Source organism: Mycobacterium sp. NGS19, from assembly GCF_059813155.1.
The window spans coordinates 180,409-196,434 of record NZ_JCALEB010000003.1; the positions used below are offsets into that span (position 1 = coordinate 180,409).

Sequence of the window (16,026 nt, forward strand, 5' to 3'; positions counted from 1 at the left end):
CGACCAGTCTGTCTATGACAGTGTCCCCATGCAGATCCACCGACGAAACGAGCGCAACAGTGACCCTGTACCTCTACGAGATCAATTCCCGCGCCACCCAGCTCGACACCGACCAACTGCTCAAGGGCATCGACGTCCGCATCCGCGAAGGCGGAGGTGAGCTGATCGAGGTACAGGTGACCGAAGACGCCCGCCGCATCTTTGCGATCGCCGAATCCGCCGGTGCCGCTCCTTCACTCGATGCAGGCGACATCGACGCCGACGAGATCAGCGGTCCCCATCAGGTTCGGCTGGTCGGCGCCGATCTGAGTGAACTCAAAGCCGCCCGGCCCGCCGCCGGCTATCTCGTGGAATGGGATCTGCCCGCCGATCTGGACATGGAGTCCTATCTGGCTCGCAAGAAGGCCAACTCGCCCAACTACGCCGACGTGCCCGAAGTGAGTTTCCTGCGCACGTATGTCCGCGAAGACATGGACAAGTGCCTGTGCTTCTACCAGGCGCCCGACGAGCAGGCGGTACGCCGCGCGCGTCAGGCCGTCAGCGCCCCGGTCGACCGTCTGCACCGGCTGCAAGGCACCGATGGTCACCACGATCAGTGACGATCTGGACACCGCCCTGCACACAGCGGTGCTTTCGGTGGCCGGCCGCGCCGCCGCCCTGGACGCCCAATTGACCGACGTCCGCACCGATCTCGCCGCGCTCGGCGCGGCAGGGCTCTTCGACCCAGCACTCACCGAAACCGGACTCGCCGACTGCGTGCGCATTCTCGACGAACTCGCCGCCCACAGCTTGGCGGTCGCGTTTTCGGCCTGGGCGCACGTCATGACGCTGCGCTACCTGCGCCACGCACCGACGGCGCTGTGTGAGCAGCACCTCGACGCGTTGCGCACCGGGCGACGGGTCGGTGTCACCGCAATGGCTGCGGGCCTCAAGCACGTCGTGGGACTCGAGCAGCTGCCCCTGATCGCCGAGCGAAGAGACGACGGGCTGAGCGTCACCGGCCCAATCCGCTGGGCCTCCAACCTGTTCCACGACGCACTGATCGTGCTTCCCGCTCGGGGTCTCGCCGACGAAACGTATGTGCTCGCCGTCGACGCCACCGCCTCCGGCGTCACCGTCAAGCCCGCCGAATCGCTGATGGCCCTGGGCGCCACCGTTTCCGGCTCTGTGCGGCTGCAGAACGTCGAGGTGTCAGCCGAACACGTCGTCAGCACCGACCTGCAGCAGTTCGTCACCACCGTCCGGCCGGCTTTCCTGCTGCTGCAGACCGCCTTCTGCGTCGGCGTGGGCCGAGCCGCTTTGGCCGGCGCGCGACAGGCCGGCGGCGTGCTGGCCGGTAGCTTCCGTGCCGACCTCGACGATCACATCCAGCAGTCCGGCGGCCTGCGCCAGCGGCTCTACGAATTCGCCGCCGACCCGTCGCGGCCGCCCCTCTCCGAGTTGATCCGGCTGCGGCTGCAGGCCGCCACGTCGGCGCTGTCGGCCACCCGGCTCGAGTCCACGTTGGCCGGAGGAGCCGGCTACGTCACCGGCAGTGCGGCCAACCGTCGTTTCCGCGAGGCGGCGTTTCTGCCGATCCAATCGCCGTCGGAAGGACAACTGCGGTGGGAACTGAGTCAGTACGAATAACTCACGGCGCTAAGCGTTTCGGAGCCACCACCGCCCTGCGCGACATCACGCTGGCCATTGAGGACGGGGAGTTCGTCGCCATCTTGGGACGCAGCGGAAGCGGCAAGTCCACCCTGCTGCGCATACTCGCCGGGCTCGACACCCTCAGCGCCGGAACGATCGAATGGGCCCAGGACGGCGGCCGGCCTCGCACCGGTGTGGTTTTTCAGCAGCCTCTGCTCATGCCGTGGCTCACCGTCGCCGACAACGTGGCGTTTCCGCGCCGATTCGCCGCGCACCGCAACGCGTTCGACGACGACCACGCCACCGCGCTGATGGCCCGCTTCGGTGTCGACGTCCTCGCCGACCGCTATCCCGAACAACTTTCCGGCGGTCAAGCGCAGCGGGTGGCAATCCTGCGGGCGGTCGCGACGTCGCCCCGGTTGTTGCTGCTCGACGAGCCGTTCAGTGCATTGGACCCTGCGACAAGAAGCGATTTACAACGCTGGCTGGCCGAGTTGGCCGACGAGTTGGACGTCACCGTCGTGCTGGTCACTCACGATGTGGACGAAGCGCTGGCCCTGGCGGATCGCGTCGTGCTGCTCGGCACGAGCGGTGAGCTCCGGGGGCAATGGCATCTCGCCGACACGCCAGGGGCGGACAAAACCGGTCTGCGGGCGCACATTCTGCGCCACTACCAGCACGCCGCGAAGGTGGCCCGATGATGTCGCTGCAGCCGAACCGTCGTCAATTCCTCACTGGCGCAGCAGCGTTGGCCGCTGCCGGCGGGTTGTTCGGTATCGGCGACCTGGCGCGCAGCGCAGCCACCAGTACGGTCAACGCCAGCGGGAGGCTGCGGATCGGATATCTACCGATCACCGACGCCGCTCCCCTTCTGATCGCGCACAGCGCCGCGCTGTTTCCGGCAGGCGTCGTGGCCACGGCCAAGCCGGTGATGTTCCGCAGTTGGTCGGCGCTGGCCGAGGCATTCATCACCCGCCAGGTCGACGTCGTCCACCTGTTGATGCCGATGGCGGTACAGCTCCGTTACGCGCTGGGCGGCGCTGTGAAAGTGCTGGGCTGGAATCACACCAACGGCTCTGCGCTGACCGTCGCACCGCACATCACCGACCTCGCCGATTTGGCGGGCACTCAGGTGGCCATCCCGTTCTGGTGGTCGATCCACAACATCGTGCTGCAGCAGTTGCTGCGCGCCCACGGACTGCGACCAGTGTTGCGCCGCAACGCTTCTCGTGCGCAACGCACCGTCGAGCTGATCGTGATGAGCCCCTCCGACATGGTGCCGGCGCTGGCGAACCGCTCTATCGGCGGCTACGTCGTGGCCGATCCGTTCAATGCCGTCGCCCAGATCAAGAAGATCGGCCGGATCCATACGTTCCTGGGCGACGTGTGGCGCGACCACGCCTGCTGCGTGCTGATCACCCGCGACGACGTGATCGCCGACCGCGCGCAGGCGGTGCAGTCACTCGCCGATGCGGTGGTGGCAGCGCAGCTGCGTATCAACGACGACCGACGCGCAACCGCGGTCGCACTCGCCGGCGGACGCTATCTGCCCCAGCCCGTCCCGGCGGTTCAATTGGCGTTGACGTATCCCAAGCCGCCCTATCCGCTGGCGCATCCGGACTGGCAGCCTCAGCGCCTGGGCTTTCAGCCGTTTCCCTACCCCAGCTTCACCGAGCGGCTGATCGAGGCGATGGGGGAAACCATCGTCGACGGTGACCGACGCTTCCTCGACAAGCTGGACCCGGCGGCCGTGCACCTCGACCTGGTCGATGACCAATTCGTGCGCAAATCCCTTTTCGCTCAAGGGGGGCCAGCCGCCTTCGGCCTCAGTGACGACCTCATCCGACACGAACAGGTACAAGCGATATGACCACCGCGCCCAGCGCCGCCGTCGATGCCGTATCACCCGAAAGGCACGATGAGGCAACGCATCCCGCAGACTCCTCGCCGCCACGCTGGCAGCGGGTGGGGCCTGCGCTCGCGGCGATCGCGGTGAGTGTCGGGCTCTGGTGGCTGGTGACATCGGTATTGTGCGCGCCGCAATCGCTGCTGCGGCAGACCGCACCGCAGAAAGCCGTACCCGCGATCGGCGAGTTGCTGGGACGCGGCGTGCTGCTTCCCGACACCGGTATCAGCCTCTACCGGCTGGTGATCGGGCTGCTGGTGGCCGCGGTCCTCGGGATACCGGCCGGACTGCTCGTCGGGCTGAGCAGCACCACGGAACGCGCCGTGAGTCCCGTCGTGGCGTTCATTCGGATGATCTCGCCGCTCTCGTGGACGCCAATCGCATTGGCCGTCTTCGGTATCGGCAACCAGCCGGTGATCTTCTTGATCGCCGTCGCAGCGGTCTGGCCGATCCTGCTCAACACCGCCGCCGGCGTACACGCTATCGACCCGGGCTATCTTTCGGTGGCACGGTCGTTTCACGCCACCCGTGTCGAGCTGCTGACCGCGGTGGTGCTGCCGGCGATCCGTGCCCACGTTCAGACCGGTCTGCGACTGGCCTTGGGGATCGCCTGGGTGGTCCTGGTTCCTGCGGAGATGCTCGGTGTGCGTTCGGGTTTGGGCTATCAGATCCTCAATGCCCGCGATCAACTGGCGTACGACCAAGTGGTCGCAGTGATTGTCGTCATCGGCGTGATCGGTTATCTCCTCGACTCGTCGGCCCGCGTGCTGTTGGCCCCGCGCAGACCGCGCACTCGAGCATCACGCCCGGCGCCGGACACTGCGGCCGAATAGGTCCCGTACCCTTCCGGCATGGCGAAACGCCCGGCCAATGTCGATGACGTGCATGAGATCGCTGCAGCGATGCCGCACACGACGCGCCTCGAGGGCCCGAAGGGCAATGCGATCTATCAGGTAGGCGGAAAGTCGTTCGTGTTTTTTCGTAATCCGCGGCCTGATGCCCGAGACCCCGCGACGGGCGAACCGTATTCCGACGTCATCGTCATCTGGGTGGGCTCCGACGCGGACAAACAGGCCCTGGTGCAGGATCCGCAAAGCCCGTTCTTCACCACCAGCCACTTCGACGGCCACCTGTCCGTCTTGGTGCGCGCGTCGCAATTAGATCGCATCTCCCGCGACGAACTCGCCGAACTGATCCAGGACGCGTGGCTTTCGCGCGCGTCGAAACGCCGTGGCGCCAAGTGGCTGACCGAGCATGGCTTAAGCGGTGAGCGTCATTTCCGCCGATTCAGCGCAAGCAAATTTCGCCGGTGCGTACAACCACTCGTCTGGGGCTCTCGCCGGGGTGACGCGCACCGCACGCTAAAGTGCTTTCGGATATATTGCGCCACAGCTGATTTCGCTCATAGCACACAGGTCTTCAAGTCAGCCGTTGAATGCTGTCACGACACGGGCGCCGAATGGCAACAACTTCGCGACAGTTCAGCCAGCAAATGTCACGAGCTATTGCCCAAGCTTGTTTGCCGCAGTTATCTTTCGAAACGAGGAAACCAACGCAGTACCAATGTCTCCGCGCCGCAGGCATTAATCTGACCGGTCGGCTCGTTGCGACGGCCTGTTTTCAAGCCGAGGAGAAGATGAAGGGCGTCACCCGGTTATTCGTGTCGGTGGTGGCCGCGGTCACCACCGCTATGACCGTCGGTGCAGCCACAACGCAAGCCGCGATGGACAACGAGCTCAGTGTGGTCGACGGTCATGGCCGGACGTTGAACATCCAGCAGTGGGACGTGTTGATCAACAGTGTGTCGCCGTTGGACAGCAATCCGCTGACCCGCGAGTGGTTCGAAACCGGCCGTGCCGTCTACCACGTGACCGGCGAGGACGCCGAAAACTTCCAGGGCACACTGGAATTGGGCTATCAAGTCGCCTTTCCGTGGGAACTGGGCAGCGGCATCAACTTCAGCTACACCACACCCAATCTGAACCTCGACCAGACGCAAGTGGCGCCCGTTCCGCAGCTGCTGATCACCACGCCACCCTTCATTCCCGGACTCGGCATCAGCATCGACCTCGGAAACGGCCCCGGGCTGCGCGAGATCTCCACCTTCAGTGTCGACGTCTCGGGAGCCGACGGCGCCGTGGCGGTTGCCGGTGCACACGGCTCGGTGACCGGGGCGGCAGGCGGCGTAACGCTGCGCCCTTATGCGCGGCTGACGTCGAAAGACGGCGACAGTGTCACGACTTACGGACAGCCGCTCGAAATGCACTGACGAGCCGTCGGCTCAATCCGGCAGCCGCAGCTCGGGCTTCTCCACCTCTTCGATGTTGACGTCCTTGAACGTGATCACCCGCACCTGTTTGACGAAGCGAGCCGGCCTGTACATGTCCCACACCCAGGCGTCGGCGAGGCGCAGTTCGAAATAGACCTCCCCGTCGGCATTGCGGGGAATCAATTCGACGCTGTTGGCCAGGTAGAACCGTCGCTCGGTTTCCACCACGTAGCTGAACTGGCCGACGATGTCCTTGTATTCGCGGTAGAGCGAGAGCTCCATCTCGGTTTCGTATTTTTCGAGATCTTCGGCACTCATCTACCCGACTGTCCTTTGCTCACTATTTCCGTATTTTCTCTCACGCCTGCTCCATGCGCTCCTCGGGCATCACGAACTCGACGACCGACCTGCGCACGTTGATGAACGAATAGCGGTGTATCTCGCACGGCCCGAGCCGTGACAAGGCCGCGGCGTGGGCCGACGTGCAGTAGCCCTTGTGCTCGGCGAAGCCGTAGCCCGGGTACTCGGCGTCCTTGGCGACCATCCAGCGGTCCCTGCTGACCTTCGCCAGGACGCTGGCCGCGGCAATGCACGCGGCGGCCGCATCACCCCCGATCACCGGCAGCGAGGGCATGGGCAACCCCGGCACCCGGAAGCCGTCGGACAGCACGTAGCCGGGGCGCACCGGGAGCCCGGCCACCGCGCGGCGCATGCCCTCGATGTTGGCGACGTGCACGCCGCGGCGATCCACCTCGTGCGAATGCACGAACACCACGTGGTAGGCCAGCGCGTAGCGGCGGATCAGCGGATACAGCGCCTCACGGGCCTTCTCGGTCAGCTTCTTCGAGTCGTCGAGGGCGGCCAGGCTCTTCAAGCGGTTCGGCCCGAGCACGCACGCGGCGATCACCAGCGGCCCGGCGCACGCCCCTCGGCCGACTTCGTCGACGCCCGCCACCGGACCCAGGCCGCTGTTGTGCAGCGCCGACTCGAGCGTGCGAAGACCCGACGACTTGCGAACGACCGCGCGCGGCGGCCAGCGAGTGCCCATCGCTGCTACCTACTGCTGTTGCTGAACGTCCACCGAACTAACCCCACCCCATCGCGACGGCGGCCAGGCGATGAACCTTGCCTTGCCGATGACATTGTCGATCGGAATCGTGCCCGCAGTCGGGTCTCCCGTGCACAGGATCCGGCGTTGAAGGTCCGCTGGCGTGCTCGTGCAGTGCGCACGGGAGTCCGCCGAATGGGTGCGGTTGTCACCCATCACCCACAGCCGCCCCTGCGGCACGCTCACGGGCCCGAACTCAGGTCCCAAACAGCGGTACAAGGCCGGATCGAGACCCTCGACACCCATGGTCTTCGCATCCAAGAAGGGCTGGTTCAGAGGCTTGCCGTTGACGGTCAGGCCCGTGTCGTTGCGGCATTCGACGGTCTGGCCGCCCACCGCGATCACGCGCTTGACCAAGTCGTTCTCGTCGGGCGGCACGAACCCGACGAACGACAGAGCGTTCTGCACCCATCGCACGGGTGGATTCGTCGACCGGATCGACTTGTAGCCGACGTTCCAGTTCGGTGGGCCCTTGAAAACGATCACATCGCCGGGCTCGGGGGTGCTGAACCGGTAGGTCAGCTTGTCGACCATCACCCGGTCACCGGTGCATCCGGAGCAGCCATGCAGCGTCGGCTCCATCGATTCCGACGGGATCAGATACGGCCGCGCGATGAACGTCAGCATCAGGTAGTAGAGGCCGACCGCGATCACGAGCAGGATCGCGCCCTCTTTCAGTGCGGACTTCTTGCCTTTCGACTTCTTCGCGTCGGCTTTGGCGTCAGACTCGGCTTCCGCGGTCAGCGGTCGCTCTTGCGGCGCGTCTGTCGATTCGGTTTTGTCCGTCACGGGATCAGCGTAGCCACGCAGGCATCAGGGGCGAGAGAGCCCCGGCGGTCAGCGCCGCTCCTTGATCTTGGCCTTCTTGCCGCGACGTTCCCGCAGGTAGTACAGCTTCGCCCGGCGCACATCGCCACGCGTGAGGACCTCGATGTGGTCGATGTTGGGCGAGTGCACCGGGAAGGTGCGCTCCACGCCCACGCCGTAGCTTTCCTTGCGGACCGTGAACGTTTCCCGGATGCCGCCGCCCTGCCGACGAATCACCACGCCCTTGAACACCTGGATCCGCTCCTTGGATCCCTCGATGACCTTGACGTGCACGTTGACCGTGTCGCCGGGGTTGAAAGCCGGGATGTCATCGCGCAGCGATGCCTGGTCGACGAAGTCCAGCGTGTTCATATCGAAATCTTCCTCGCGGTCGCGGCAGGGGCGCGTGAAAACGCAGCCCCGTCAGGTTTGACGTCGTGATCCCTGCGGCGCGGGAACGATCTCCCAGCGCGCAGACAACTGGTCAATTGTGCCAGATCGCCCGCATGGGCGGAAATCGCGTCCGACACACCGCGACCGGCGCCCCGGCGTAACGGCCCGAGCGACCGAAAAACTCGATAGGCTGGCGCATCAACGGACGGCGGTGCGGTCGGACCGTTCTACACCACACCAATTGATTGAGGAGAGACATGCGGCGGCCGCGGTCGGTTCTGAGGACGACGACTGCGGTACTGGTGTCTGCCGTGCTGATCGCAGCGTGCGTCGCCAAAGAGCGCGGCGTCACCGGAATTCACCGGAACCACAACGGGTTCACTGCTCTGGCCACGCACATCCCGGCTCCCGGCGCTCCCGCCGAAGTGGTGGCCGCCGCCGCCTTGGACGGGCTGGAAGCGCGCGTGGCGCAGGCCACGCTGCAGGCCACCGAGAGCGGTGCGGAGATCTCGGTCGCGGTGGTCGATCGCACCACCGGAAAGACCGTGTCCAACGGCGACGATTCGCCGATGCCCATCGCCTCGGTGGCCAAGGTGTTCATCGCCGACGACCTGTTGGCACAAGTAGCCAAGGGGCAGACGCAACTCACGCCCGGTGACCGCGCGGCGCTCGAGGTCATGCTGCGTTCGTCTGACGACAACGCCGCCGAGGAATTCTGGAACCGCAGCGGCGGCAGCGCGGTGATCTCTCGCGTCGTTCAGCGCTACGGCCTGACCGCGACGACGACCCCGTATGACGGGCGCTGGTTCAACACGTTGAGCACCGCAAACGACATCGTCCGCTACTACGACATGCTTCTGGACGGCAGCGGTGGCCTGCCTGTCGAGCTGGCCGACATCATCGTGTCCAACCTCGCGCAGTCCACGCCGACGGGCGTCGACGGCTATTCGCAGCGGTTCGGCATCCCCGACGGCCTGTATGCCACGCCGGTCGCGGTGAAGCAGGGCTGGATGTGCTGTTGGGACGGTCCTAATTGGATGCACTTGTCCACAGGCGTGGTCGGGGCCGACCGCCGGTACGCGATGGCGATCGGATCGCTGCAGCCCAGCGACGACCTGACGGCACGCAACACGATTACCCAAGCCGTCAAGACGATGTTCCCGAACGGACGGATCTGAGCGCTGGCGTCCGCCCCGCGTCAGACGCCGAAACGGTATTCCACGTGGCGCGCTCTCGCACTTCCCCGCGGTAGTTCCCGTCTCGGCGGCGACGGGCTGCTCGTCAGTCCAACAGGTCGGGGCGGCGTTCGGCGGTGCGGCGCAACGACATCTCCCGCCGCCACGCCGCGATGCGGGCATGGTCGCCGGACAGCAAGACCTCCGGCACGTCGAGTCCGCGCCAACTGGCCGGACGGGTGTAGGCCGGCCCTTCGAGCAGGCCGTCGGAATACGAATCCTGTTGGTGCGATTCGGGATTGCCGATGACCTGCGGCAGCAGGCGCACCACTGCCTCGATCATCACCAGCGCTGCCGACTCACCGCCGGGAAGCACGTAGTCGCCGATCGACACTTCCTCCACGCGCATCCGCCGGGCGGCATCGTCGATCACGCGCTGATCGATACCCTCGTAGCGGCCACAGGCGAACACCAGATGCGGCTCAGCGCTGTAGCGCTGGGCGTCGGCCTGGCGGAACGGCACACCCGCCGGCGTCGGCACCACCAGAAGCGTTTCCGCCGAGCAGATTTCGTCAAGCGCCTCCCCCCACACCGGCGCTTTCATCACCATTCCCGGGCCTCCGCCATAGGGCGCGTCGTCGACCGAGTGGTGCACGTCGTGAGTCCACTTCCGCAGATCGTGCACCCGCAGGTCCACGATGCCGGCCTCAATTGCCTTGCCGGGCAACGACTGTCGCAGTGGGTCAAGGTACTGCGGGAAGATGGTGACGACGTCGATGCGCACGGCTACGTCAACTCCAGCAGACCGTCGGGCGGGTCGATCTGGATCAGCTTGTCGGCCAACGAAACCGACGTGACGATCGCCGTGACGAACGGCACTAGCAGTTCGCTGCCGTCGTCGCGGCGGATCGCCAGCAGCTCGCCGGCCGCGGTGTGCAGCACCTCGGTGACAGCACCGACTGGAAGCCCGTCGACAGTGTGGACCCTTAGGCCCTCGAGTTGGTGGTCGTAGAACTCGTCGGGGTCGTCGATCGGCGGCAGATCAGCGGAGTCGATGACGAACACGGTGCCGCGCATCGCGTCGGCGGCGTCGCGGTCGGCGATCCCGGCCAGCCGGACCAGCAACCGGGCGCCGTGCGGGCGGACCGACTCGACCGTGTAAGTGGCTTGTGTCGCGCTCTTCGGAGCCCGACCCCGCAGGGTGGCGCCTACCGCGAAGCGGCTGTCCGGATCATCGGTGCGCACGTCGACGACGAGCTCACCGGTGACACCGTGCGCTTTGACCACCCGCCCGACGACGAGCTCCACGACTATCGGTCGGTGTCCACCACGTCGACGCGGATCCCCCGGCCGCCGATGCCGGCGACGAGGGTGCGCAGCGCGGTTGCTGTGCGCCCGCCGCGTCCGATGACCTTGCCGAGGTCGTCGGGGTGCACATGCACTTCGACGGTGCGACCGCGGCGGTTGGTCACCATGTCGACGCGGACGTCGTCGGGGTTGTCCACGATGCCGCGGACGAGATGCTCGACGGCATCGACGACCACAGAGCTCATCGCTTAGCTTTCTGTGCCGGCGGACTCGGCGGCAGGTTCAGAAGCCTCCCCCGCCGGCTGGTCTTCCGCCTTGTCCGCCGCTTTCTTGGCGGCCTTGCTTGATGTCGCCGCCTTCGCGGCTCCGACCTTCGCGGGGGCCTTCTTCTTCGGCGTGGTGGCCTCGGTGGTCGGGCCGCCCTCCGCCTCGGCGAGCGCAGCGTTGAACAGCTCGAGCTTGCTCGGCTTGGGTGGGGCCACCTTCAGCGTGCCCTCGGCGCCGGGCAGACCCTTGAATTTCTGCCAATCGCCGGTGATCTTCAGCAGCTTGAGCACCGGCTCGGTGGGCTGCGCACCCACGGACAGCCAGTACTGGGCGCGCTCTGAGTCGATCTCGATGAGGCTCGGGTCTTCCTTGGGGTGATACCGGCCGATGATCTCGATGGCGCGGCCGTCGCGGCGGGTGCGCGCGTCGGCGACGGCGATGCGGTACTGGGGATTGCGGATCTTGCCAAGCCGGGTGAGCTTGATCTTCACAGCCATGCGGATACTCCTGTAGGTGTCACGCGGCAATTCAGCGATGCCAGGCGGTTGCCGGATCCGGTTTTGCCTCGCGTGGGTCTGACCAGCCGACTATTGTGCCAGACCGCCGCTCAGCGGGCGAAATCGGCGAGTGTGCGGTTTCGTAGGCGACACGACGTCGCCGCGTACAAATCCGCACACTCACCGACACACGACCTCATGAACCGCGACGTTGGATCATCGAATCGCTGCCATGACTACCGACTCTGCGGACGAGAAAGGTACGGGGATGAGCACATCGTCGTGGGAAGCCGAAGATGAGTTGCGCCGCTTCGCCTTTCATATGGAACCGCAACTGAAGGCGGACGACGACGGGTGGAGGGCGTCGTATCCAGGTGCTGACTGGTCGGTGTGCGGGCGCAGCAGAGGCGAAGCGTTACAGAGGCTCGGCCAAGAATTCATCCGGCGGCAGAATGCGGGCGAGGATCCCCTGGCCCACGCCGACCAGGTCTACCGCCGCCACCTACGTGAGCCCGTTCCGGGCGTGTACGCCGTCGACAACGAGCTCTACCGTCACCTGGTGCACGCGCCTGCGGACGAACGCCAGCGCGCCATCGAAGAGGCCGAGCGCAGACGCAGAGCGGGCCAGACCTACACCTTGGACGATTATCGACGAGGCCGGATCTCCGAGGCGTGAATAAGACCCCGCCGCCTCTAGACCACGCGGTCGAAACACTTCACCTCGACCCGGCGGGTGATCCTCCAGCCGTCGGACGTGCGGACGAACTCGTCGACGTACCAGAGCCCGCAGAACATCACCTGCTTCTGTTCGCCTCCGAGCACCATCGGGTTGAAGCAGATCGTCCTCGACGACGCCCTGTCGCCGTCTATCCGGATGTCGACGTTGCCCAGCATGTGCGCGTACGACGGGAAGTTCGGCAGCACCTCCGCAAGCCATGACTTCACCTCGGGATAGCTGCCCACGATGCCGCCGAAGGCGCTGTAGTCGATGTGCGCATCCGGGGTGAACACCCGATCGAGGTCGTCGAACCGCCGCTGGTCGATCGCGGTCGAGTAGTCGATCAGCAGCTGCTGAATTTCCAGCCGGTCGGAGATCTCCTGCAAGCTCAACATGGCAGTTGATTGAACACGATAGGCTCACGCGCCATGACTGTTTGCTCTTCGCGCAAGCGCTCATCGGCTCGATGGTTCGCAGCCCTCGTGGTCGCCTTCTTCGCCCTCGCGGCACCGGTCGCCCAGGCCGACTCCGACGTGCAACCGCCCGGCACAGCCGTCGTGCCAACCGGCCCGGCGCCGGCCTGGATTGTCGCGGACATGGACTCCGGTCAGGTGCTCGCCGGCCGCGACATCGACGTGCCCCATCCACCGGCCAGCACCATCAAGACGCTGCTGGCACTGACCGCCCTCGACGAAGTGGGCCTGGGCAATACGGTCACCGCGACCGTCGCCGACACCGACGTGGAATGCAACTGTGTGGGCATCAAGCGAGGCCGCACCTACACCGCCCGCCAGCTGCTCGACGCGATTCTGCTGGTATCGGGCAACGACGCCGCCAACACGCTGGCCGACATGCTGGGCGGGTTCGACACCGCAGTGGCCAAGATGAACGCCAAAGCCGCCGCGATCGGCGCCACCGCCACTCATGCCGCCACCCCGTCGGGACTCGACGGGCCGGGCGGTTCCGGCTGGACCACCCCACGCGACCTCGCCATCATCTTCCGTGCGGCCATGGCCAATCCGGTGTTCGCGATGATCACCGCCCAACCGTCGGCGATGTTCCCCGGTGACAACGGCGCCGTGCAGATCGTCAACGAAAACCAGCTGCTGCAGCGCTACCCCGGCACGCTCGGCGGCAAGACGGGCTTCACCAACGCGGCCCGCAAGACTTACGTCGCCGCCGCCGAGCGCAACGGCCGACGTCTGGTGATCTCGCTGATGTACGGACTGGTCAAAGATGGCGGCCCCACCTACTGGGACCAGGCGATGAGCCTGTTCGACTGGGGTTTCGCGCAGAGCCAGCAGAGCGGGATCGGCCCGCTCTAAGCGGCGAAGGCGCGGCCGCGCAGGATCACCACGTCAGGTGCACTCAGCACGGCCGCGCCGGTGCGGGGATCCTCGGCGAAGCAGATCAAGTCCGCTGACGCGCCGTGCTCTAGTGCCGGCCGGCCCAACCATCGCCGCGCACTCCAGCAGCCCGCGCCGAGCGCGTCCGTGGGACTCATCCCGATGCCCTTGAGCGCGTCGATCTCGTCCGCGATCCGCCCGTGGGCCACCATCGATCCTGCATCGGTGCCCGCGTAGATCGGCACACCGGCCTCCCGGGCGGCCGCCACCCGTTGGCGGCTGGTCGCGTAGAGGTCACGCATGTGCTTGGCGTAGACCGGGTATTTACTTGCGCCGTCGGCGATTCCGGGAAAGTTGTCGATGTTGATCAGCGTCGGTACCAGCGCCGTGCCGTTCGAGACCATTGCATCGATCACGTCGTCGGTGATCCCGGTGCCGTGTTCAATGCAGTCGATTCCCGCATTGACCAGCCCTGGCAGCGCATCCTCGCCGAACACATGCGCAGTGACCCGGGCGCCCACCGCATGCGCGGCATCGATTGCCTTTTTCAGCACGTCGTCGGACCACAGCGGCGCCAGATCGCCCATCGACCGGTCGATCCAATCACCGACCAGCTTCACCCAGCCATCGCCCCAATGGGCCTGTGCCACAACGGCTTCCGGCAGCTGCGTCTCGTCCTCGAGATCGAGCGCCAGTCCGCGGCTATACCGCTTGGGCCTAGCGAGGTGACGCCCGGCGCGGATGATGCGCGGCAAGTCGGCGTGGTCATCGAGGCTGCGGGTGTCGAGAGGCGAGCCGCAATCACGCAGCAGCAGCGCGCCGACGCCACGTTCGATCTCCGCCTGCATGATCGCCTCGTCGAGGTCGGCGGGTCCGTCCGCACCGATCCCGACGTGGCAGTGCGCGTCGACGAGCCCGGGCAGAATCCAGCCGCCGTCGAACACGGTGTCCGCTTCCGCTACCGGCTCAGCGCTCAACTGGCCGTTGACGATCCACCACTCGACCGGCTCGCCGTCGGGCAGGCCGCGCCCCCGCACATGCAGGCGTGACGTCACTTCTTGCCGGGGAAGTTCAGCTTCGACAGGTCCAAATCCGCCAAGGCGGGCGGTAATTCGTCAAGACCGGGCGGCATCTGCGACAGGTCGGGAAAGCCCGCCGGCATGCCCAACGGACTGCGGACCTTCGGCGGAGTGGGACCCCGTCCCTTCTTGCCCTTCTTTCCCTTGCCGCCCTTGGCCTTTCGGGAACTCTTGCGCCCGAAGCCCGGCATGCCCATCTGGCCGGCCATCTGCGACATCATCTTGCGCGCCTCGAAGAACCGATCGACCAGCTGGTTGACCTCCGCCACGGTGACACCCGAGCCGTTGGCGATCCGCAGCCGCCGTGACGCGTTGATGATCTTCGGGTCGGCCCGTTCCTCGGGTGTCATGCCGCGAATGATCGCCTGCACGCGATCCAGCTGCTTGTCGTCGACCGCGGCCAGTGCCTCTTTCATCTGGCCGGCTCCGGGCAGCATCCCGAGAAGGTTGCCAATCGGTCCCATCTTGCGGATCGCGAGCATCTGTTCGAGGAAGTCCTCGAGCGTCAGCTCGCCCGCGCCGATCTTGGCGGCTGCGGCCTCGGCCTGCTGGGCGTCGAAGACCTGCTCGGCCTGCTCGATCAGACTCAGCACATCGCCCATGCCCAGGATCCGGCTGGCCATCCGATCGGGGTGGAAGACGTCGAAGTCCTCGAGCTTCTCACCGGTGGACGCGAAAAGAATCGGCACGCCGGTGACCTCGCGAACCGACAGCGCCGCGCCGCCGCGGGCGTCGCCGTCGAGTTTGGTCAGCACCACCCCGGTGAAGCCGACGCCCTCGCGGAACGCCTCGGCCGTCGCGACGGCGTCCTGGCCCACCATCGCGTCGAGCACGAACAACACTTCGTCGGGGTCGACGGCATCGCGTATGGCAGCGGCCTGCGCCATCAGCTCCTCGTCGATGCCGAGGCGACCCGCGGTGTCGACGATCACCACGTCGAAGAGCTTGGCCTTGGCCTCGGCCAGCCCCGCCGCCGCGACCGCCACCGGGTCGCCCGGACCGGCCTGCGCCGCGCCTTCCACCGATGTGCCGGGGTGCGGTGCGAACACCTGCACTCCCGCTCGCTCGCCGACGATCTTGAGCTGATTGACCGCGCCTGGCCGCTGCAGGTCGCATGCCACCAGCAAAGGTGTGTGGCCTTGTCCCTTAAGCCATTTCGCAAGTTTGCCGGCCAGCGTGGTCTTACCGGAGCCTTGCAAGCCGGCCAGCATGATCACCGTGGGCGGTGTCTTGGCGAAGGCCAGCCGGCGGGTTTCGCCGCCAAGGATCGCGATCAATTCCTCGTTGACGATCTTGACGACCTGCTGGGCCGGGTTCAGTGCGGCGGAGACCTCCGCACCCTTGGCGCGCTCTTTGATGCGTGCGACGAAGGCGCGCACGACCGGCAGCGAGACGTCCGCCTCCAGCAGTGCGAGCCTGATCTCGCGGGTGGTGGCGTCGATGTCGGCGTCGGACAACCGGCCTTTGCCGCGCAGGTTCTGCAGAGCACCGGTCAACCGGTCTGACAGGGTTTCGAACACG

General features: G+C 66.2%; 20 protein-coding genes and 1 pseudogene. 10 read left to right on the forward strand and 11 right to left on the reverse strand.

Features of this window, described 5'->3' with window-relative positions; genetic code table 11:
• Positions 1-59 precede the first annotated feature (59 nt).
• From AC5Y4N_RS10640 to mspA, 7 genes and pseudogenes are all read left to right on the forward strand, one after another.
• The gene (locus AC5Y4N_RS10640; RefSeq protein WP_499910194.1) at positions 60-599 is read left to right on the forward strand and encodes a DUF4242 domain-containing protein; all 540 of its coding nucleotides are present in this window, start codon (positions 60-62) and stop codon (positions 597-599) included.
• Positions 580-1,629, forward strand: a complete 1,050-nt coding sequence (locus AC5Y4N_RS10645) for an acyl-CoA dehydrogenase family protein (RefSeq protein WP_499910192.1) — start codon at positions 580-582, stop codon at positions 1,627-1,629. Before AC5Y4N_RS10640 ends, AC5Y4N_RS10645 begins: the two co-directional genes overlap by 20 nt.
• Positions 1,605-2,333 carry an ABC transporter ATP-binding protein gene (locus AC5Y4N_RS10650; RefSeq protein ID WP_499910190.1) on the forward strand — a complete coding sequence of 243 codons (729 nt, stop codon included), beginning with the start codon at positions 1,605-1,607 and terminating at the stop codon, positions 2,331-2,333. Before AC5Y4N_RS10645 ends, AC5Y4N_RS10650 begins: the two co-directional genes overlap by 25 nt.
• The gene (locus AC5Y4N_RS10655; protein WP_499910188.1) at positions 2,333-3,502 is read left to right on the forward strand and encodes an ABC transporter substrate-binding protein; all 1,170 of its coding nucleotides are present in this window, start codon (positions 2,333-2,335) and stop codon (positions 3,500-3,502) included. Before AC5Y4N_RS10650 ends, AC5Y4N_RS10655 begins: the two co-directional genes overlap by 1 nt.
• Positions 3,499-4,371, forward strand: coding sequence for an ABC transporter permease (locus AC5Y4N_RS10660; protein WP_499910187.1), 873 nt, complete (start codon positions 3,499-3,501; stop codon positions 4,369-4,371). The genes AC5Y4N_RS10655 and AC5Y4N_RS10660 overlap by 4 nt, the downstream gene beginning before the upstream one ends.
• An 18-nt stretch (positions 4,372-4,389) precedes the next feature.
• A pseudogene (locus AC5Y4N_RS10665) lies at positions 4,390-4,791 on the forward strand (MmcQ/YjbR family DNA-binding protein); the annotation flags it as partial.
• A 383-nt stretch (positions 4,792-5,174) separates the two neighbouring features.
• Entirely contained in the window at positions 5,175-5,807 is a 633-nt protein-coding gene (mspA, locus tag AC5Y4N_RS10670) for a porin MspA (protein WP_499910186.1), read from the forward strand.
• 12 nt (positions 5,808-5,819) lie between these two features.
• On the opposite strand, the gene AC5Y4N_RS10675 is transcribed toward mspA, so the two are convergent.
• From AC5Y4N_RS10675 to rplS, 4 genes are all read right to left on the reverse strand, one after another.
• Entirely contained in the window at positions 5,820-6,125 is a 306-nt protein-coding gene (locus AC5Y4N_RS10675) for a DUF2469 domain-containing protein (protein ID WP_499910185.1), read from the reverse strand.
• Positions 6,126-6,165: 40 nt separating this feature from the next.
• Positions 6,166-6,855: a ribonuclease HII gene (locus tag AC5Y4N_RS10680; protein ID WP_499910183.1), complete on the reverse strand. Its 690-nt coding sequence runs from the start codon at positions 6,853-6,855 to the stop codon at positions 6,166-6,168.
• Between the two features lie 9 nt (positions 6,856-6,864).
• Complete coding sequence (lepB, locus tag AC5Y4N_RS10685; RefSeq protein ID WP_499910616.1) at positions 6,865-7,659, reverse strand: signal peptidase I; 795 nt, start codon at positions 7,657-7,659, stop codon at positions 6,865-6,867.
• Positions 7,660-7,752: 93 nt separating this feature from the next.
• Entirely contained in the window at positions 7,753-8,094 is a 342-nt protein-coding gene (rplS, locus tag AC5Y4N_RS10690) for a 50S ribosomal protein L19 (RefSeq protein ID WP_499910181.1), read from the reverse strand.
• Between the two features lie 278 nt (positions 8,095-8,372).
• On the opposite strand from rplS, the gene AC5Y4N_RS10695 reads away from it, so the two are divergent.
• On the forward strand, positions 8,373-9,293 hold the full coding sequence (locus AC5Y4N_RS10695; RefSeq protein WP_499910179.1) for a serine hydrolase: 921 nt from the start codon (positions 8,373-8,375) through the stop codon (positions 9,291-9,293).
• A gap of 103 nt (positions 9,294-9,396) precedes the next feature.
• Here AC5Y4N_RS10695 and trmD read toward each other — a convergent pair whose 3' ends face one another.
• From trmD to rpsP, 4 genes are read right to left on the reverse strand one after another with little or no spacing between them, the layout of a single operon-like run.
• A complete protein-coding gene (gene trmD, locus AC5Y4N_RS10700; protein WP_499910177.1) occupies positions 9,397-10,074 on the reverse strand; it encodes a tRNA (guanosine(37)-N1)-methyltransferase TrmD in 678 nt (225 codons plus the stop codon).
• 2 nt (positions 10,075-10,076) lie between these two features.
• Positions 10,077-10,598, reverse strand: a complete 522-nt coding sequence (gene rimM, locus AC5Y4N_RS10705; RefSeq protein WP_499910175.1) for a ribosome maturation factor RimM — start codon at positions 10,596-10,598, stop codon at positions 10,077-10,079.
• Between the two features lie 2 nt (positions 10,599-10,600).
• Positions 10,601-10,843 carry an RNA-binding protein gene (locus AC5Y4N_RS10710; RefSeq protein WP_098004435.1) on the reverse strand — a complete coding sequence of 81 codons (243 nt, stop codon included), beginning with the start codon at positions 10,841-10,843 and terminating at the stop codon, positions 10,601-10,603.
• Positions 10,844-10,846: 3 nt separating this feature from the next.
• Positions 10,847-11,362 (reverse strand): 30S ribosomal protein S16, encoded by a 516-nt coding sequence (gene rpsP / locus AC5Y4N_RS10715; protein WP_499910171.1) that lies wholly within the window; start codon positions 11,360-11,362, stop codon positions 10,847-10,849.
• A gap of 268 nt (positions 11,363-11,630) precedes the next feature.
• Here rpsP and AC5Y4N_RS10720 point away from each other — a divergent pair, with 268 nt between their 5' ends.
• On the forward strand, positions 11,631-12,038 hold the full coding sequence (locus AC5Y4N_RS10720; RefSeq protein ID WP_499910168.1) for a hypothetical protein: 408 nt from the start codon (positions 11,631-11,633) through the stop codon (positions 12,036-12,038).
• Positions 12,039-12,055: 17 nt separating this feature from the next.
• Here AC5Y4N_RS10720 and AC5Y4N_RS10725 read toward each other — a convergent pair whose 3' ends face one another.
• Positions 12,056-12,475: a nuclear transport factor 2 family protein gene (locus AC5Y4N_RS10725; protein WP_499910166.1), complete on the reverse strand. Its 420-nt coding sequence runs from the start codon at positions 12,473-12,475 to the stop codon at positions 12,056-12,058.
• 33 nt (positions 12,476-12,508) lie between these two features.
• Between AC5Y4N_RS10725 and AC5Y4N_RS10730 the strand changes: the two genes are divergently transcribed.
• Positions 12,509-13,405, forward strand: a complete 897-nt coding sequence (locus tag AC5Y4N_RS10730; protein WP_499910164.1) for a D-alanyl-D-alanine carboxypeptidase family protein — start codon at positions 12,509-12,511, stop codon at positions 13,403-13,405.
• On the opposite strand, the gene AC5Y4N_RS10735 is transcribed toward AC5Y4N_RS10730, so the two are convergent.
• Together AC5Y4N_RS10735 and ffh are read right to left on the reverse strand one after the other, a co-directional pair.
• Positions 13,402-14,481, reverse strand: a complete 1,080-nt coding sequence (locus AC5Y4N_RS10735) for an amidohydrolase family protein (protein WP_499910160.1) — start codon at positions 14,479-14,481, stop codon at positions 13,402-13,404. The genes AC5Y4N_RS10730 and AC5Y4N_RS10735 overlap by 4 nt on opposite strands.
• The gene (ffh, locus tag AC5Y4N_RS10740) at positions 14,478-16,025 is read right to left on the reverse strand and encodes a signal recognition particle protein (protein ID WP_499910156.1); all 1,548 of its coding nucleotides are present in this window, start codon (positions 16,023-16,025) and stop codon (positions 14,478-14,480) included. Before ffh ends, AC5Y4N_RS10735 begins: the two co-directional genes overlap by 4 nt.
• Between the last annotated feature and the right edge of the window lies 1 nt (position 16,026).

Coding starts and splice junctions, on each gene's coding strand:
- AC5Y4N_RS10695 (WP_499910179.1), top strand. CDS start 8,373: ATGCGGCGGCCGCGGTCGGTTCTGAGGACGACGACTGCGGTACTGGTG.
- rpsP (WP_499910171.1), bottom strand. CDS start 11,362: ATGGCTGTGAAGATCAAGCTCACCCGGCTTGGCAAGATCCGCAATCCC.
- AC5Y4N_RS10660 (WP_499910187.1), top strand. CDS start 3,499: ATGACCACCGCGCCCAGCGCCGCCGTCGATGCCGTATCACCCGAAAGG.
- AC5Y4N_RS10720 (WP_499910168.1), top strand. CDS start 11,631: ATGAGCACATCGTCGTGGGAAGCCGAAGATGAGTTGCGCCGCTTCGCC.
- AC5Y4N_RS10725 (WP_499910166.1), bottom strand. CDS start 12,475: ATGTTGAGCTTGCAGGAGATCTCCGACCGGCTGGAAATTCAGCAGCTG.
- AC5Y4N_RS10645 (WP_499910192.1), top strand. CDS start 580: ATGGTCACCACGATCAGTGACGATCTGGACACCGCCCTGCACACAGCG.
- mspA (WP_499910186.1), top strand. CDS start 5,175: ATGAAGGGCGTCACCCGGTTATTCGTGTCGGTGGTGGCCGCGGTCACC.
- AC5Y4N_RS10730 (WP_499910164.1), top strand. CDS start 12,509: ATGACTGTTTGCTCTTCGCGCAAGCGCTCATCGGCTCGATGGTTCGCA.
- AC5Y4N_RS10680 (WP_499910183.1), bottom strand. CDS start 6,855: ATGGGCACTCGCTGGCCGCCGCGCGCGGTCGTTCGCAAGTCGTCGGGT.
- AC5Y4N_RS10710 (WP_098004435.1), bottom strand. CDS start 10,843: ATGAGCTCTGTGGTCGTCGATGCCGTCGAGCATCTCGTCCGCGGCATC.
- AC5Y4N_RS10655 (WP_499910188.1), top strand. CDS start 2,333: ATGTCGCTGCAGCCGAACCGTCGTCAATTCCTCACTGGCGCAGCAGCG.
- AC5Y4N_RS10675 (WP_499910185.1), bottom strand. CDS start 6,125: ATGAGTGCCGAAGATCTCGAAAAATACGAAACCGAGATGGAGCTCTCG.
- rplS (WP_499910181.1), bottom strand. CDS start 8,094: ATGAACACGCTGGACTTCGTCGACCAGGCATCGCTGCGCGATGACATC.